This window comes from Ruegeria sp. YTSC004 (assembly GCF_059609805.1).
In genome coordinates this window covers 304562-319219 of record NZ_JBXWMJ010000003.1, presented here as the reverse complement: position 1 = coordinate 319219, position 14658 = coordinate 304562, and the positions used below count along the sequence as shown (strand labels likewise).

Below are 14658 nucleotides of genomic sequence, written 5' to 3'. Positions count from 1 at the left end.
TGCTCATCCTTAGTATAAATAATCTTTATACTGTTGGAATTTTCTTGGTTTACGTCAAGCACTCGGTCAACCCTTTGGCCATGACACGTTCGCGCTCATCTCGACGCCGTAGGGCCGCTGGACCTCGCACTCTTCCCGAGGCGCGCGCGCCGTATATTCTGCGCAAGCTTTCGACTTTCAATGTCCTCAGCGAGGCCGGCCTGCAACAGATCGAGGCCAATGCTGATACCATCCTTGCCGAAACCGGGATGGAGTTTCAGGACGACCCGGAAATCCTGAGCATTTTTGCCGATGCAGGCTGTGACGTCGACGGCTCTCGCGTTCGGTTCGCGCCGGGGTTCTGCCGTAATACGATCATGGCAACCGCGCCAGCACAGTTCGTTCAACATGCCCGAAACCCGGCCAACAACGTTCAGCTGGGCGGCGACGCCAGCGTGTTATGCCCGGCTTGGGGTCCGCCCTTTGTGCACGATCTGGACAGCGGGCGGCGCTATGCCTCGCATCAGGATTTCGTCGACCTGATTAAGCTGCATCACAGCCTGCCCTGGCTGCACCATTCGGGCGGCGTGGTCTGCGAACCGGTGGATTTGCCTGCCAACAAGCGCCATCTCGACATGCTCTATGGCCATATTCGCTATTCTGATCGAGCCTTCATGGGTGCCTTTATCGGGGCCGAACGCGCGGGCCACGCAATCGACATGGCACGAATTGTGTTCGGCGAAGACTTCGTGGCGGAAAACGCCGCCCTGTATTGTGTCTCGAATACAAACGCGCCGTTGGTGATGGACAGTCACATGTCGGGCGCGCTGAAAACCTATGCCCGGGCCGGGCAACCGGTCGCTTGCACCCCCTGGGTTCTGACCGGGGCCATGTCGCCGTCAACCGTTGCCGGGACGCTGGCTCAGGTGCTGGCTGAAACCATGGCAGCAATGACGCTGACCCAACTGGTGAACCCCGGGGCACCCTGCTTGATGGGCAGTTTCGCCTCGACCATGTCGATGAAATCCGGTGCGCCCACTTTTGGTACGCCCGAAGCCGGGTTGATGGTTTTGGCGGCCGGACAGCTTGCTCGCAGGCTGGGGGTGCCGATGCACACGGTTGGCACGCTCAGCGCCTCAAAAGTTTCGGACGCCCAGAGCCAGCAAGAGGCCACATGGGGCCTTATGATGTCGATGTTCGCGGGTGCCAATCTGATCAACCATGCAACTGGATGGCTCGAAGGTGGGTTGGTGACCTCGTTCGAAAAAACGATCTTGGATCATGATCTTTGTGGCAAAGTCGGACGGTTCTTCGATGGAATCGACATGAGCGAGAACGCTCAGGCGATGGAGGCAATTGCCGCGACTGGACCGGGGCGGCATTTTCTGGGCTCTGAGCATACGCAGGCCAATTTCATGTCCGCATTGTTCCGGCCCTGGACCCCGGATGACAATTCTTTCGAACAATGGCACGCGGCCGGAGAGTTGGATGCCGCAGCCCGCTCCAATGCAATCTGGAAAGAGCGGCTTGACGCATATCAAGACCCCGGTCTCGACCCCGGCATCGACGCCGCGCTGCAGGACTATATCGCGCAGCGTAAGGCCGAGAAGCCAGATCAGGATTACTTCTGATGAGCCGTTTCTTGATTATCGGTGGTGGCGCCATTGGCCTCAGCCTGGCCTACCATCTGGCCAAACGCGGTTCGAATGACGTCACTGTTCTGGAGCGCAATCAGCTGACCTCGGGCACGTCCTGGCATGCGGCGGGGATTGTCGGTCCACTGCGTGCAACGCCAAACATGACCCGATTGGCAATGGCCGCACTTGAGGTTTTTCCGACCCTTGAGGCCGAGACTGGCATGTCCACTGGATATCGCCAAACCTCTGGCTATTGGCTGGCCCGCGACCCTGCCCGTTTGGACGAGCTGCGCCGGATTGCGGATCTGGGCCAGACCCTGGGATTGACACCACGCATGATCGAGGCCTCGGACGTGCCCCTGTCACACCTTGATCTGAGGAACCATTTCGGTGCGCTGCATGTGCCGGAAGACGCCAATGTGAATCCGGTCGATTTGTGCATGGCATACGCCAAAGGTGCACGGGATCGTGGCGTTTCAATCCGCGAACATACCGGGGTTCAGTCCCTGCGGAAAAAGGGTCAGCGGATCACGGGTGTAACCCTGACCGATGGGACGAAACTGGACGCCGATCAGGTCGTTCTTGCCACCGGCGCTTGGTCACGTGAGCTGGCCGCCAATGTTGGCGTCGCGCTTCCGTTACAGGCGGTCGAGCACATGTATGTTGTCACCGAACCCATGCTCGACCTGCCCAACCCGTTCCCGGTGATCCGAGATCTGGACCGGGGCATCTACATCAAGGGCGATGCGGGCAAGCTTGTGATCGGCGGCTTTGAACCCAACGCCAAATGCTGGGACGCATACGGCCCCGAAGGCGACCGACCCTTTCTTGAACTGGCCGAGGATTGGGATCAATTTGCCCCTTTCATGAAGGCCGCATTAGAGCTGTGCCCCAGCCTTGAAACGGTCGGCATCCAGCATTTCATGAATGGCCCAGAAAGCTTTACCGCAGACACAAGGCCGCTTGTTGGTGAAACCACGGTCGATGGATTGTTTGTGGCTGCGGGTATGAACTCGGTCGGGGTCATGTCTTCGGCGGGGATTGGGCGGGCGCTGGCGGATTGGATGGTCGACGGCCACCCCCCGATGGACATGTGGGAGGTCGATGTCGCCCGGGTCGACCCGCACACAGCCAGCGCTGAACATATGGCCGACCGCATGGAAGAGGCCGTCGCGGATCTTTTCGCTTTGCATTGGCCATATAAACAGCCCAACGCCGGCCGAGGTCTGCGCACCACAGCACTGCACGATTTCTGGGCTGAGGCTGGGGCGCATTTTGGCCTGACGGCCGGGTGGGAACGCGGGCTGTATTACGGCCCGGCACAGCCCTATTCGACAACAGATCAGGGGTGGTGGTCGCTGGCTGAGACCGAAGCGGCAATCTTGGATCAGGGCACTGCGCTGATTGACCTGAGTCCGTTTACCAAACTTGACATCACCGGGCCGGATGCTCTTGCAACGCTGAACCGCCTGACGACCGCGCAGATGGACGTGCCCATTGGTCGGGCTGTCTATACGCAGATACTCAACGCGCGAGGTGGGATCGAAATGGATGTGACCATCACGCGGTTGGGTCGGGATGCATTTCATCTGACCTCGGGCGCCGCCACGCGGATGCGCGATCTGATGTTCCTGCGCAGGCATTTGAAGGGCGATGTGTCTGTCGAGGATTTGACCGAAGCATTCTGCACAATCGGTGTAATGGGAGGTGGCAGCCGGACGCTGCTACAGGGTCTTGGCAGCCTACCAGAAATGGCATTTGGCTATACCGCCACCGCCGAAATGGCAGGCATTACTTGCCGCGGCACGCGCGTTAGTTTTGTCGGAGAATTGGGCTGGGAACTAACCGTACCCAACGCGCAGGCCCCTCAGCTGTTCGACACCCTCCACAAGGCAGACGCGCGCCCGCTGGGTCACTATGCGGTGGATGCCTGCCGGTTGGAGAAGGGTTTCAAACACTGGGGGCATGAACTTGGCCCCAAGATCACTCCGCTGGAAGCCGGCCTGGGGTTCACCATCGACTGGGACAAGGAGTTTCAGGGCAAAGCGGCGCTGGAACAGCAAAAGTCCAACGGCTTGCAACAGCGCCTGATCCTTCTGCAGGTTCACGGCAATGCCCTGATGCTGCATGACGAACCGGTGTTCGAGCATGGCACCCATGTGGGGCTGACAACCTCGGGCGGGCGCGGGCCGCGTACGGGGCTGAACCTGTGTTTTGCCATGGTCGCGGTCCAACCGGGCGAGACGTTGGCCCAGACATGCGATCGAAAATTCACGGTTCGGGTCGCCGGGCAGGACTATCCCGCTCAGCCCTTGCGACGCCCACCCTTTGATCCCTCAGGCGAAAGGATGCGCGCATGATCAAGGCGCAGGTTACTATCATCGGCGGCGGGGCCATGGGCGTGTCGCTGATGTATCATCTGGTCAAGGCTGGCTGGTCCGATGTTCTGCTGGTCGAGAAAAACGACCTGACCCACGGATCGACCTGGCATGCGGCGGGACTGTGTACTCATTTCGCGCATAATCCCACCATTCAGGAATTGCGTGCTACCTCTGTTCGGCTTTACCGCGATATACTTCCGCAGGAAACAGGACGCGATTGCGGCTTTCACCGCTCGGGTGCGATGCGGATCACACGCAACCCCGACCGAATGGACGAGTTCCGCCATGTGGCCGGCCTGTCCGAATTCACCGGTTACCCGCTGGAGGTGCTGACGCCCGAGCGCATCGCCGAGCTGTTCCCTCTGGCCAAACTGGATGGGCTGATCGGGGGGATCTATGAACCCGATGACGGCCATGTAGACCCTACGCTGGCAACCCACGCAATGGCTGAGGTTGCTCGGCGTGGCGGGGCTCGGATCATACGCAATTGCGCAGTCACCGCGATTGAGCGTCAGCAGGACCATTGGCGGATTGCGACTGCGAAAGAGATCATCGAAACCACCCACATGGTCAACGCTGCAGGCACCTGGGGTTGGGAAATCGGACATATGATGGGCCTCAACATCCCGTCTGTTCCGGTGCTGCACCAATATCTGGTGACGGACACGGTGGAAGCCGTGTCATCGCGGATCAAAGAGGGATTGCCAGAGCTGCCGATCATCCGCGACCCCGAAGAAAGCTGGTATGTGCGGCAGGAACGCGATGGGCTGATCCTTGGGCCGTATGAAAAGGACGCCAAGGTCTGGTCCGTTGATGGTGTGCCACCGGAGTTTGGCGCGGATCTGATGCCGCCGGATCTGGACAGTGTGGAACATATCATCATGGCCGCGATGGATCGGATTCCGGCGCTGGAAACCGGTGGTGTAAAATCGGTGATCAACGGCCCGATCACGTTCACGCCCGACGCCAATCCGCTGATCGGGCCTGCGCATGGGCTTCAAAACGCGTGGCTTTTGACCGGCTCGTCGATGGGCGTCATGGAAGGCGGCGGCGCGGGCTGGCTCCTTGCGCATTGGATGACCCACGGCGCGCCGCCGATGGATGCGCTGGCCGTGGACTCGCGCCGCTTTGGGTCCTGGGCTGATCGTGATTATCGCGTGGCCAAGGCCGTCGAGTGCTTCGGCCTGCAATTCGGCGTGCACTATCCGCACGAAGAACGCCCCGCCGGGCGCGGTCTGCGCCTGTCTCCACTGCATGACCTAATGGTCGAACGCGGCGCGGTGATGGGTGCGGCCTATGGGTGGGAACGTCCAAACTGGTTCTCGGACACACCCGGAGCAGTCGCCGACGAAACCTTCCGTCGCGCCAATTGGTTCGAACCCGTGGCGCAAGAGGTCGAGGCCGCGCACAACCGCGTCGCCATGGGCGACCTGTCGGTGTTTTCGAAATTCGACGTCACCGGCCCCGATATCGCGGCCTTCCTACAAGCATTGGGCGCAAACCGCGCCATCCAGCCGGGCCGGATCGGTCTGACCCATGCGCTGACACCCAAAGGCGGCGTATTGTCGGAATTCACCGTCACACGCTTGGCCGAGGATCACGCCTATCTGACCAGCGCCGCCGCGGCCGAGCAGATCGACCAGGATCTTCTGACACAGGTTGCCAAAGGCTTTGACGTCACCGTTCGAAACGTGTCTGAGGATCTGGCAGTTATCGGCGTCATGGGACCCAAATCCGCCGATGTGTTGCCCGAGTTGAACCATATGCCCTGGCTCACCGCGCAAGAGACCCATGTAGGCGGGATTTCCCTGCGCGCTCTGCGGGTGTCTTATCTGGGCGAATGTGGCTGGGAATTGCATGTGGCCAAAGAAAATGCCGTGCAGCTTTTCACGACGCTGGAAGAGGTCGCCAAACCGCTTGGTCTTGGGTTCTATGGGGCCTATGCAGCAAACTCCATGCGCCTTGAAAAAGGGTATCGCGGTTGGGGCAGTGACCTGACGACCGAACGCAGCCCGCTTGAGGCCGGTCTGACCCCGTTTGTCCGCAAGGACCTGCGCCACGGACTGGGCCGAGACAACACGTGGGATATGGTGCTGCTTGAGGTCGAGGCCGGTGAGATTGACCCGTTCTACTCCCACACGATCTGGAAAGACGATCTGCCCGTTGGGATCGCCACCTCGGGTGCCTATGGCCACCGGACCGGAAAAGTTCTGGCCCTGGCCTATCTGCGCGACCAGACCGCGCGAGACGGGCTGACCATCTCAATACTGGACCAGCATCGTGCGGCAACCATCCTGCCAAAGGCTCCCTTTGACCCCGAAAACTCACGCTTGAAAACCGGAGGTTCCGAATGACCGACCACGCCCTTCACACCGACTGGGACTTTTCGAACACCGCCGCGCGACGGGACCAGTACTATGCTGCCTCACTAACGCGGTTCACACCGTTTCGCGAACCTATCGTTTTCAAGAAAGGTCAGGGACAATACCTTTGGGATACGGATGGTCGGAAATACACCGATCTGCTGGGCATGAATGTCTGTATCTCGGTCGGGCACTCGCACCCGCGCGTGGTGGCGGCGGCAGCAGCACAGGCGCAGGAACTGACCCACTGCACGACAATGTTCTACCACCCGACACCAGCACATCTGGCCGAAGAACTGGCCGCGACGATGCCCAAAGGACATGACTGGGTGGTGCATCTGACCAACTCCGGATCCGAAGCGGTTGATCTGGCGATGACCATGGCGCGCACTTACACAGGCAATCTGGATTTACTTGCGCTGCGCACCGCATATCACGGGCCAACGGCTGCGGCGCAGTCGATTACCGGTATCTCGGGCTGGCGTCACCCGGGCATGCCCGGCAACGTGGCCTTTGTGCCGGAACCCAATCAATACCGCGGCATCTTTGGACAGGGGACCCAGCCCTATCTGGATGAGATTGATCACACAATCGCCACAGCCACATCCGGCAATGTAGCGGGCATATTTGTCGAAAGCGTGCAGGGCTATGGCGGCATCATCGAAATGCCCCCCGGCTATATGTCCGGCGCAGCCGAGCGCGTGCGCGCGGCAGGAGGTCTCTACATCGCGGATGAGGTGCAATCCGGCTTTGGCCGCACTGGCGAAAACTTCTGGGGGTTCGAAGCGGACGGCGTCGTGCCCGATATCGTCGTCATGGCAAAAGGTCTGGGAAATGGCTTCCCGATCGGGGCGGTTGTGGCCAAGAAACATATTGCGGAACCGATGGCGGAAAGGTTCATGTTCCACACCTATGGGGCCAACCCGACCTCGGCTGCCGCAGCCCGTACGGTTCTTGCTGTCATGCGGGACGAAGGGTTGCAGGAAAACGCCCGCGTTGTAGGGGCCGCCTTGCTGGAAAGGCTGCATGGCTTGAAAGACAAGTATCAGGTCATCGGCGATGTTCGCGGGAAAGGCCTTATGCTTGCGCTGGAATTCGTGAAAGACCGGGATAGCAAAACGCCGGACAAGGACATGACCACAGAAGTTTTCGAAGCCTGCCGCGCACAAGGAATTATCCTGTCAAAGTCCGGCCCGTTTCAACAATGCCTACGGATGGTGCCACCGCTGTGTTTGTCGTTGGACGACGTGGATCAGGTGGCGAACAGTCTTGATCAAGCGCTCGAAACTGCTGTGAGTGTCGCAGAAGTTTAAGCTTCAGGGCCTCTAGCCTGTGCCTTGCTTTTTCTCCGCGAAGTTTCCGGGCGTTTTCGGTTGTCCGGCGGCAAAAGAACGCCCGCCAAAAGGCGGGCGTCCAGAATGTATCGGATCAAGGCCCTACATCTTAGCTTTTTCTGATTTCAGCGCCAGCCACAAGCAGTAGCACATGATCAGAACCACCAAGGTGAACGGGATACCTGTCGAAACCGCAGCACCTTGCAGTGCAGAGAGGCCCCCGCCAAGCAACAGCGCAATGGCGACCAGACCTTCCAAAGTGCACCAGAACACCCGCTGAACCACCGGTGCGTCCATCTTGCCACCCGCAGTAATCGTGTCGATCACCAGCGAACCGGAATCCGACGAGGTGACAAAGAACACCACGATCAGGACCAGGGCGATTGGCGCAACAATACTGTAAAGCGGCAGCTCCTTGAGGAATCCGAACAGGGCACCTTCAGGGGCGTAGCTGTCGATCACTGTGGCACGCACACCTTCGGCTCCACCTGCGTTCAACATGTCGATGGCGGCACCGCCAAAGGTCGACATCCACAAGGCACAAACAGCCGTTGGTGCGAGCAGGGCGCAAAGGATGAACTCGCGCACTGTGCGACCTTTTGAGATGCGGGCGATGAACATGCCCACAAAAGGCGACCATGCGATCCACCAGGCCCAATAGAAGGTCGTCCAGCCGTGGAAGTAACTGGTGTCTTCGCGTCCGAACGGGTTCGACAGCGCCGGCAGGTGGTACACATAATCCACCATCACGTTGAAATACCGTGCGATGGCCGTGCCGACGCCAGTAACAACAATCACGAAGATAAACAGGCCGACGGCCATGATCATGTTGATTTCACTCAACCGTTTGACGCCAGCATCCATCCCCATCAGGACCGAACCCAACGCAATCAACGTGATACCGATGATCAGCAGGACTGTGACGGTTGGGCTGGGTTCGATGCCGAACACCTCATTCAGGCCCGCCGCAACCTGCTGCGCACCAAGACCCAACGAGGTGGTCAGGCCAAAGAGCGTCGCAAACACAGCCAAGGTATCGATGATGTGGCCCCACCAACCCCAGACGCGTTCGCCCAGGATCGGATAGAAAGCCGAACGCAGGGTCAAGGGCAGGTCAAGGTTATAGGCAAAGATGGCCAGGCTTAGACCAACAGCGGCATAGACCGCCCAGCCTTCCAGCCCCCAGTGATGGATTGTACCGACGACTCCAGCATATTCATTGCCCGGAACGGCGATGTCGATGCCCAGTGGCACCGCGTTGCCGTCTTCGGCAAAATTGTAATAGACGGGCTCCATCACTCCAAAGAACAACAGCCCGATGCCGATACCAGCCGCGAACATCATCGCAATCCATCCGGCATAGGAATAGTCGGGCTTTGCGTCCTTGCCACCGATCCGCACCTTGCCAACCGGCAGCACGATCAGAACAAGACAGAACAATGTGATTGCGTCGACCGACAGGACCAGGAACCAGTCAAACGTGCTGGTGAGCCATGGTCTTAGCCAGCCAAACAGTGCCGCGGTACCCTCTTGGTTGGCCAAAGCGATCAGAACGAACGCAAAGATCAGGATGCTCGAGATCAAAAAGACCGGGTTGTGGATGTCCAGACCGAATGGCCGGACGTTGTCTTGCCCAAGCTCGTATTCGGTCTCGAAGTCGTAAATCCGGGGGTCCGGATCCAGCATTTTCTTGGTTTGTGCCATTCGTCTGCCCTTCTGTTCGTTAAGTGCAAACGCCAAGGTATTCGACCAGCGGACGGAAACGAGATTTTGTCCCTTGGCGCTTCTCCGTCAATTCGACCGCGGGCTTCGTGATAACAGCTTACACTGACGACATAATTTCACCAAACGCATTCCCGTTAGTGAATTTATCTGGCTAGATTAACAACTTTGGGCGGCACCGGGACCATTGGTCCCAACTTCTGGCCAAGGGGCTTTATCCGTGTTATTCACCCAAATGGTTGACTGAAGCAGAAGAAGGATGTAATTCATCCATATGGTTGAACGAGAGAGTCGCCCTGATCTGAGCGCGATACTGAAGGCCGCGTCCGACCCGACCCGCCGTGCGATCCTGACGATGCTAGCGCAGCAGGGACCCTTGCGGGTGACGGACATCGCGCGGCAATTCGATATGAGCCTCAATTCGGTATCCAAGCACATCAAGGTGTTGGAAAACGCCGAACTGGTGCGGCGCCGGACGGAATGGCGCGAGCATTTGATCGAGGTTCAAATGGATCCCTTGTCAGCCGTGGATGAATGGTTTGCCGGTTTGCGTTCGATCTGGGCGCTTCGGCTGGACGCTTTGGAAACTGCTTTGGAGGACCCAGAAGATGACGGATCTGTCACTTGAAATCACACGCGCAATCCCGCACCCGCCTGAAAAGGTGTTCGACGCCTGGCTGAACCCGGATATGCTGGCCAAATTCATGCTGCCGGGGCCGGGTATGACGGTGCCAGAGGCGCATTCCGATGCAAAGGTCGGTGGACGGTTCAAGATCATCATGCGTGCACCCGAAGCGGGTGACCTGCCGCACGAGGGCGAATACAAGGTCATCGACCGCCCGAACCGGCTGCAATTTACTTGGAACTCTCCGTACAGTCAGGATGATTCCACCGTGACGCTGGATTTCACGCCAACCGATGCAGGGACCGAATTGCGACTGCATCACGTCCGATTCCCATCACAGGAAAGCCGCGACAATCATGAGGGCGGATGGACTGCGATCCTTGCAGCGCTGGAGACAGCGCTATGATCAACTGGCTGGCCCTTGCAGCGGGGGTGATCGCGGCCTTTCTGCTGGGATGGCTGGTCTATGGACCGGTCGGATTCCAGAAACGCTGGGCCGAAGGAACGCGGATCGATCCGACACCGCCGGAATCGCCGCCATTGCCTCAGATGGCCGCGCAGATCGTGTTCCTGATCTTGCTGGCCACCGTGATCGCGCTCACCGAAACCACCAACAGCCTGGGCGTCGCCCTTCTGGCCATCCTTGCAGTGGCGGCGCAGACGGCCTCGGTCGGGGCCTGGGCGCAAAAAAGCGTGTTCGCGATCATGGTCGACACTGGCTATGCTCTGGGATGCGGCGTGGTGATGATCCTCGCGCACGCACTCTTTTGAACGGCTCTGGCCCGGTCCAAAATGGATCGGGCGTAGGCTGCGCAGTCCTCCACCGGCGCTGCGCGGTTCCCCTTTCCTTCTACACCAATCTCATGTATGCGCGCGGTATCTGAGACGTTGTGCCCTGATCCCGGCACTCAGACGAAAGCTAAAATGGGATCGGCGGCAATGGGGCCGCCATGCAAACGGGAGACCCGCAGGGGCGGGAGTGCTCCCATCTAGGATACGCATATGTTTGATGTAACGAAAAAATCTATGCAGTGGGGCGAAGAGACGCTCACACTGGAAACCGGCAAGGTTGCCCGTCAGGCCGACGGCAGCGTGATCGCGACACTGGGCGAAACCAGCGTCATGGCGAACGTGACCTTTGCACGGCAGCAAAAACCGGGTCAGGACTTTTTCCCTCTGACCGTCCACTATCAGGAAAAATACTATGCCGCCGGTAAGGTTCCGGGTGGCTTCTTCAAGCGCGAGGCGCGCCCGACCGAAAAAGAGACGCTGACTGCGCGTCTGATCGACCGTCCGATCCGCCCGCTGTTCGTTGACGGCTTCAAAAACGAAGTTCTGGTGATGTGCACCGTGCTGTCTCACGATCTGGTCAACGACCCTGACATGGTTGCGATGATCGCTGCCTCGGCTGCGCTGACTATTTCCGGCGCGCCGTTCATGGGTCCGATCGCCGGTGCCCGCGTTGGTTTTGAGGACGGTGAATACGTTCTGAACCCGACCGTCGATGACATGCAGGACCTGCGCCTGAACCCTGAACAGCGCCTGGACCTGGTTGTTGCCGGCACCAAAGACGCCGTAATGATGGTTGAATCGGAAGCGTACGAGCTGTCCGAGGCCGAAATGCTGGGTGCGGTCAAATTCGCACATGAACAGATTCAGCCGGTCATCGACCTGATCATCTCTCTGGCCGAAGACGCCGCGAAAGAGCCGTTCGACTTCCAGGCGCCCGACTACTCGGAGCTGTCCGCCGCAGTCAAAGCTGCTGGGGAAGAGCAGATGCGCGCCGCTTTCGCGATCACCGACAAGCAAGAGCGCACCACCGCTGTTGCCGCCGCGCGTGAAGCGATCAAAGCAGCGCTGACCGAAGAGCAGCTGGAAGACGGCAACCTCGGTTCGGCTATGAAAAAGCTGGAAGCTGGCATTCTGCGTGGCGACGTCGTCAAAGGCGGCAAGCGGATCGACGGTCGTTCGACCACCGATATCCGTTCGATCGTTGCAGAAACCTCGATGCTGCCCCGGACCCACGGTTCCGCCCTGTTCACCCGCGGTGAAACGCAGGCGCTGGCTGTAACCACGCTGGGCACTGGCGACGATGAGCAGTTCATCGATGCGCTGCATGGCAATTTCAAATCGAACTTCCTGCTGCACTACAACTTCCCTCCGTATTCGGTTGGTGAAGTTGGCCGCGTAGGTGGCCCGGGCCGTCGTGAGATCGGCCACGGCAAGCTGGCATGGCGCGCCCTGCAGGCGGTTCTGCCTGCGGCGACTGACTTCCCCTACACGATCCGTATCGTGTCGGAGATCACGGAATCCAACGGCTCGTCCTCGATGGCGTCGGTCTGCGGCGGTTCGCTGTCGATGATGGATGCGGGCGTTCCGCTGAAAGCACCGGTTGCCGGTGTGGCCATGGGCCTGATCCTGGAAGATGACGGCGAATACGCCATCCTGTCGGATATTCTGGGTGACGAAGACCACCTGGGCGACATGGACTTCAAAGTTGCGGGCACCGAAAACGGCATTACCTCGCTGCAGATGGACATCAAGGTCGCAGGCATCACGCCCGAGATAATGGAGAAAGCCCTGGCACAAGCCAAGGACGGCCGGATGCACATCCTGGGTGAGATGGGCAAAGCCCTGTCCGAGACCAACGATTTCTCGGTCCACGCCCCGCGCATCGAGACCATGAACATTCCAACCGACAAGATCCGTGAAGTGATCGGCTCGGGCGGTAAGGTCATCCGCGAAATCGTCGAAGTGTCCGGCGCCAAGGTCGACATCAACGACGATGGTGTGATCAAGATCGCATCGCCCGATGGTGAATCGATCAAGAAGGCGTATGAGATGATCCACTCGATCGTCGCTGAGCCGGAAGAAGGCCAAGTTTACACCGGTAAAGTCGTTAAGATCGTCGACTTCGGTGCCTTCGTGAACTTCTTTGGCAAGCGCGACGGTCTGGTCCACGTGTCCCAGATCGAAAACCGCCGCCTGAACCATCCGTCGGATGTTCTGAAGGAAGGTCAGGAAGTAAAGGTCAAGCTGCTGGGCTTTGACGACCGCGGCAAGGTCCGCCTGTCGATGAAAGTGGTCGATCAGGAAACCGGCGAAGAGATCGTTCCCGAGAAGAAAGAAAAGAAAGAGGAAAGCGCAGAGTAATCTGTTCTTCTTTCAATTGATCAAGGCCCCGGTGGAAACGCCGGGGCCTTTTTTCGTTTCGAGCTATGACCGCCCAGCCAAGGACGGATCGGTCAATTATTGCCATAAATATCTGAATGTGTGCGAGTTCACAGTCAGATGTATTTCTTCATGAAAGGTTACGCTAGGGAAGCAATCCATCCCTTAAGACCACCCGTATTTCAGCGGCCGGGCAATCCGCTCGGCTGAACGGTAATCCTTTGTTTTGAAAGGCGTGACATGACCCTGAGGACCTTCAAGGAACGCGTCATCCAGACCGGCAGCTTCGAGATGATCGGGATCGCATTTGTCTCACCCGTATACGCTTATTTGACCGGCGCATCGATGGTGCACGGGTTCGCTATGATCGCCATGCTATCGATTGTGATCATGATCTGGTGCCCGATCTTCAATACTATTTTCGATCTGATTGAGCGGGACAAAACGGCCCGGCTGGCCTGCAAACGCCCCCAATCGGTGCGTATTCTTCATGCCACATTGCATGAGGTTACGGCAGTCATGATCACCTGCCCACTTTTGATGATGGTTGGTGGGCATTCTCTGGGATCAGCGCTTGCGCTCAATGTCGGTCTGACACTGACTTATACGGTTTACACCTACCTGTTCCACATCATCTATGATCGCGTGCGGCCGATTAAGCCAAGCTTGGAAAAGAACGAAGCTGGCCAAAGCGAACATCTGACTGGTGAAACCGCTGCTGCCTGATCCTTGCTGACAAGTCAAATACCCAGAACGTCAGTGCGCCACGCCAGACGGCCCGTGTTTCATCACATGCCACTGCCCATAACTGTCGTTCAAATCCAGTTTGATCGCCGCATCTGCCTTGGTCGATGCACTGCCAATCTCGGCCAGGGTGAATTCTATACCACCGGGAATGTCGATCCGTACACGATGCGGGCCACCACCATGTGGGGCCTCGATGGGACGGCCGGTTGAGCTCAGCACCTCACCGATTGAGACTTTGGCGGTGCGCCCATCCATGTCCATCTCAAAATCAATCGGCACATACAGGGTCTCGTGAACGGTGTCGCACATCGTGCGGAATACATGCCAGTGGGTTGCCATTTCCTCGGTCTCTTCACCGTGAAAGACTTTTTCCAATGCGACCCGTTGCGCTTCCGAGGCGCTAGGGTCGATGATCACCTGCATCTGGCCGCCGCCCTCAAAGATCGGGCCGGGCCAAGCGTAGATCAGCGCAGCTTTTGTGCCAGCAAGGTCGGTGTCGCCAAAATGCCCTTTGGAAACCTCAAGCACCTCAAAGCCGCGGCAATTTCCATGGGTTGGTAATTCTTCGAACTGGCAAGGGCAGGCATAGCCGCAATTGCAGTTCCCGAATGCATCGCCTTCAACGTACCAATCTGTGAATGCCATCGTCTTCTCCTGTTTTACACAGTCTGAACGCCCGACGTCTTGGTTATATGCCTG

At 58.6% G+C, this 14658-nt stretch carries 11 protein-coding genes; 9 read left to right on the top strand and 2 right to left on the bottom strand.

Annotated elements, in window-relative coordinates; all coding sequences use genetic code 11:
• Positions 1-80 precede the first annotated feature (80 nt).
• The 4 genes from AC2FFP_RS08565 to AC2FFP_RS08550 are packed head-to-tail and all read left to right on the top strand — an operon-like array spanning position 81 to position 7673.
• Positions 81-1610: a trimethylamine methyltransferase family protein gene (locus tag AC2FFP_RS08565; RefSeq protein WP_496844981.1), complete on the top strand. Its 1530-nt coding sequence runs from the start codon at positions 81-83 to the stop codon at positions 1608-1610.
• Entirely contained in the window at positions 1610-3976 is a 2367-nt protein-coding gene (locus AC2FFP_RS08560; protein ID WP_496844979.1) for a GcvT family protein, read from the top strand. The genes AC2FFP_RS08565 and AC2FFP_RS08560 overlap by 1 nt, the downstream gene beginning before the upstream one ends.
• Positions 3973-6351, top strand: a complete 2379-nt coding sequence (locus tag AC2FFP_RS08555) for a GcvT family protein (protein ID WP_496880903.1) — start codon at positions 3973-3975, stop codon at positions 6349-6351. The genes AC2FFP_RS08560 and AC2FFP_RS08555 overlap by 4 nt, the downstream gene beginning before the upstream one ends.
• Positions 6348-7673, top strand: coding sequence for an aspartate aminotransferase family protein (locus tag AC2FFP_RS08550; RefSeq protein WP_496765459.1), 1326 nt, complete (start codon positions 6348-6350; stop codon positions 7671-7673). Before AC2FFP_RS08555 ends, AC2FFP_RS08550 begins: the two co-directional genes overlap by 4 nt.
• Positions 7674-7796: 123 nt before the next feature.
• On the opposite strand, the gene AC2FFP_RS08545 is transcribed toward AC2FFP_RS08550, so the two are convergent.
• Positions 7797-9398, bottom strand: a complete 1602-nt coding sequence (locus AC2FFP_RS08545) for a BCCT family transporter (protein WP_058277077.1) — start codon at positions 9396-9398, stop codon at positions 7797-7799.
• Positions 9399-9690: 292 nt separating this feature from the next.
• Here AC2FFP_RS08545 and AC2FFP_RS08540 point away from each other — a divergent pair, with 292 nt between their 5' ends.
• The 5 genes from AC2FFP_RS08540 to AC2FFP_RS08520 all read left to right on the top strand — a co-directional run bounded on the left by AC2FFP_RS08540 (position 9691) and on the right by AC2FFP_RS08520 (position 13938).
• On the top strand, positions 9691-10044 hold the full coding sequence (locus AC2FFP_RS08540; RefSeq protein ID WP_496880902.1) for an ArsR/SmtB family transcription factor: 354 nt from the start codon (positions 9691-9693) through the stop codon (positions 10042-10044).
• The gene (locus tag AC2FFP_RS08535) at positions 10025-10447 is read left to right on the top strand and encodes an SRPBCC family protein (protein ID WP_282152313.1); all 423 of its coding nucleotides are present in this window, start codon (positions 10025-10027) and stop codon (positions 10445-10447) included. Before AC2FFP_RS08540 ends, AC2FFP_RS08535 begins: the two co-directional genes overlap by 20 nt.
• On the top strand, positions 10444-10812 hold the full coding sequence (locus AC2FFP_RS08530; protein ID WP_496726364.1) for a DUF1761 family protein: 369 nt from the start codon (positions 10444-10446) through the stop codon (positions 10810-10812). Before AC2FFP_RS08535 ends, AC2FFP_RS08530 begins: the two co-directional genes overlap by 4 nt.
• Positions 10813-11043: 231 nt before the next feature.
• A complete protein-coding gene (gene pnp / locus AC2FFP_RS08525) occupies positions 11044-13194 on the top strand; it encodes a polyribonucleotide nucleotidyltransferase (RefSeq protein WP_496765468.1) in 2151 nt (716 codons plus the stop codon).
• A 258-nt stretch (positions 13195-13452) separates the two neighbouring features.
• Positions 13453-13938 (top strand): PACE efflux transporter, encoded by a 486-nt coding sequence (locus tag AC2FFP_RS08520; RefSeq protein ID WP_496880901.1) that lies wholly within the window; start codon positions 13453-13455, stop codon positions 13936-13938.
• 30 nt (positions 13939-13968) lie between these two features.
• Here AC2FFP_RS08520 and AC2FFP_RS08515 read toward each other — a convergent pair whose 3' ends face one another.
• Positions 13969-14604: a DUF1326 domain-containing protein gene (locus AC2FFP_RS08515; protein WP_496880900.1), complete on the bottom strand. Its 636-nt coding sequence runs from the start codon at positions 14602-14604 to the stop codon at positions 13969-13971.
• Between the last annotated feature and the right edge of the window lie 54 nt (positions 14605-14658).

Bases quoted from the DNA above. Each gene is read 5' to 3' on its own strand.
- AC2FFP_RS08565 (WP_496844981.1), top strand. From the start codon at position 81: ATGACACGTTCGCGCTCATCTCGACGCCGTAGGGCCGCTGGACCTCGC.
- AC2FFP_RS08560 (WP_496844979.1), top strand. From the start codon at position 1,610: ATGAGCCGTTTCTTGATTATCGGTGGTGGCGCCATTGGCCTCAGCCTG.
- AC2FFP_RS08555 (WP_496880903.1), top strand. From the start codon at position 3,973: ATGATCAAGGCGCAGGTTACTATCATCGGCGGCGGGGCCATGGGCGTG.
- AC2FFP_RS08550 (WP_496765459.1), top strand. From the start codon at position 6,348: ATGACCGACCACGCCCTTCACACCGACTGGGACTTTTCGAACACCGCC.
- AC2FFP_RS08545 (WP_058277077.1), bottom strand. From the start codon at position 9,398: ATGGCACAAACCAAGAAAATGCTGGATCCGGACCCCCGGATTTACGAC.
- AC2FFP_RS08540 (WP_496880902.1), top strand. From the start codon at position 9,691: ATGGTTGAACGAGAGAGTCGCCCTGATCTGAGCGCGATACTGAAGGCC.
- AC2FFP_RS08535 (WP_282152313.1), top strand. From the start codon at position 10,025: ATGACGGATCTGTCACTTGAAATCACACGCGCAATCCCGCACCCGCCT.
- AC2FFP_RS08530 (WP_496726364.1), top strand. From the start codon at position 10,444: ATGATCAACTGGCTGGCCCTTGCAGCGGGGGTGATCGCGGCCTTTCTG.
- pnp (WP_496765468.1), top strand. From the start codon at position 11,044: ATGTTTGATGTAACGAAAAAATCTATGCAGTGGGGCGAAGAGACGCTC.
- AC2FFP_RS08520 (WP_496880901.1), top strand. From the start codon at position 13,453: ATGACCCTGAGGACCTTCAAGGAACGCGTCATCCAGACCGGCAGCTTC.
- AC2FFP_RS08515 (WP_496880900.1), bottom strand. From the start codon at position 14,604: ATGGCATTCACAGATTGGTACGTTGAAGGCGATGCATTCGGGAACTGC.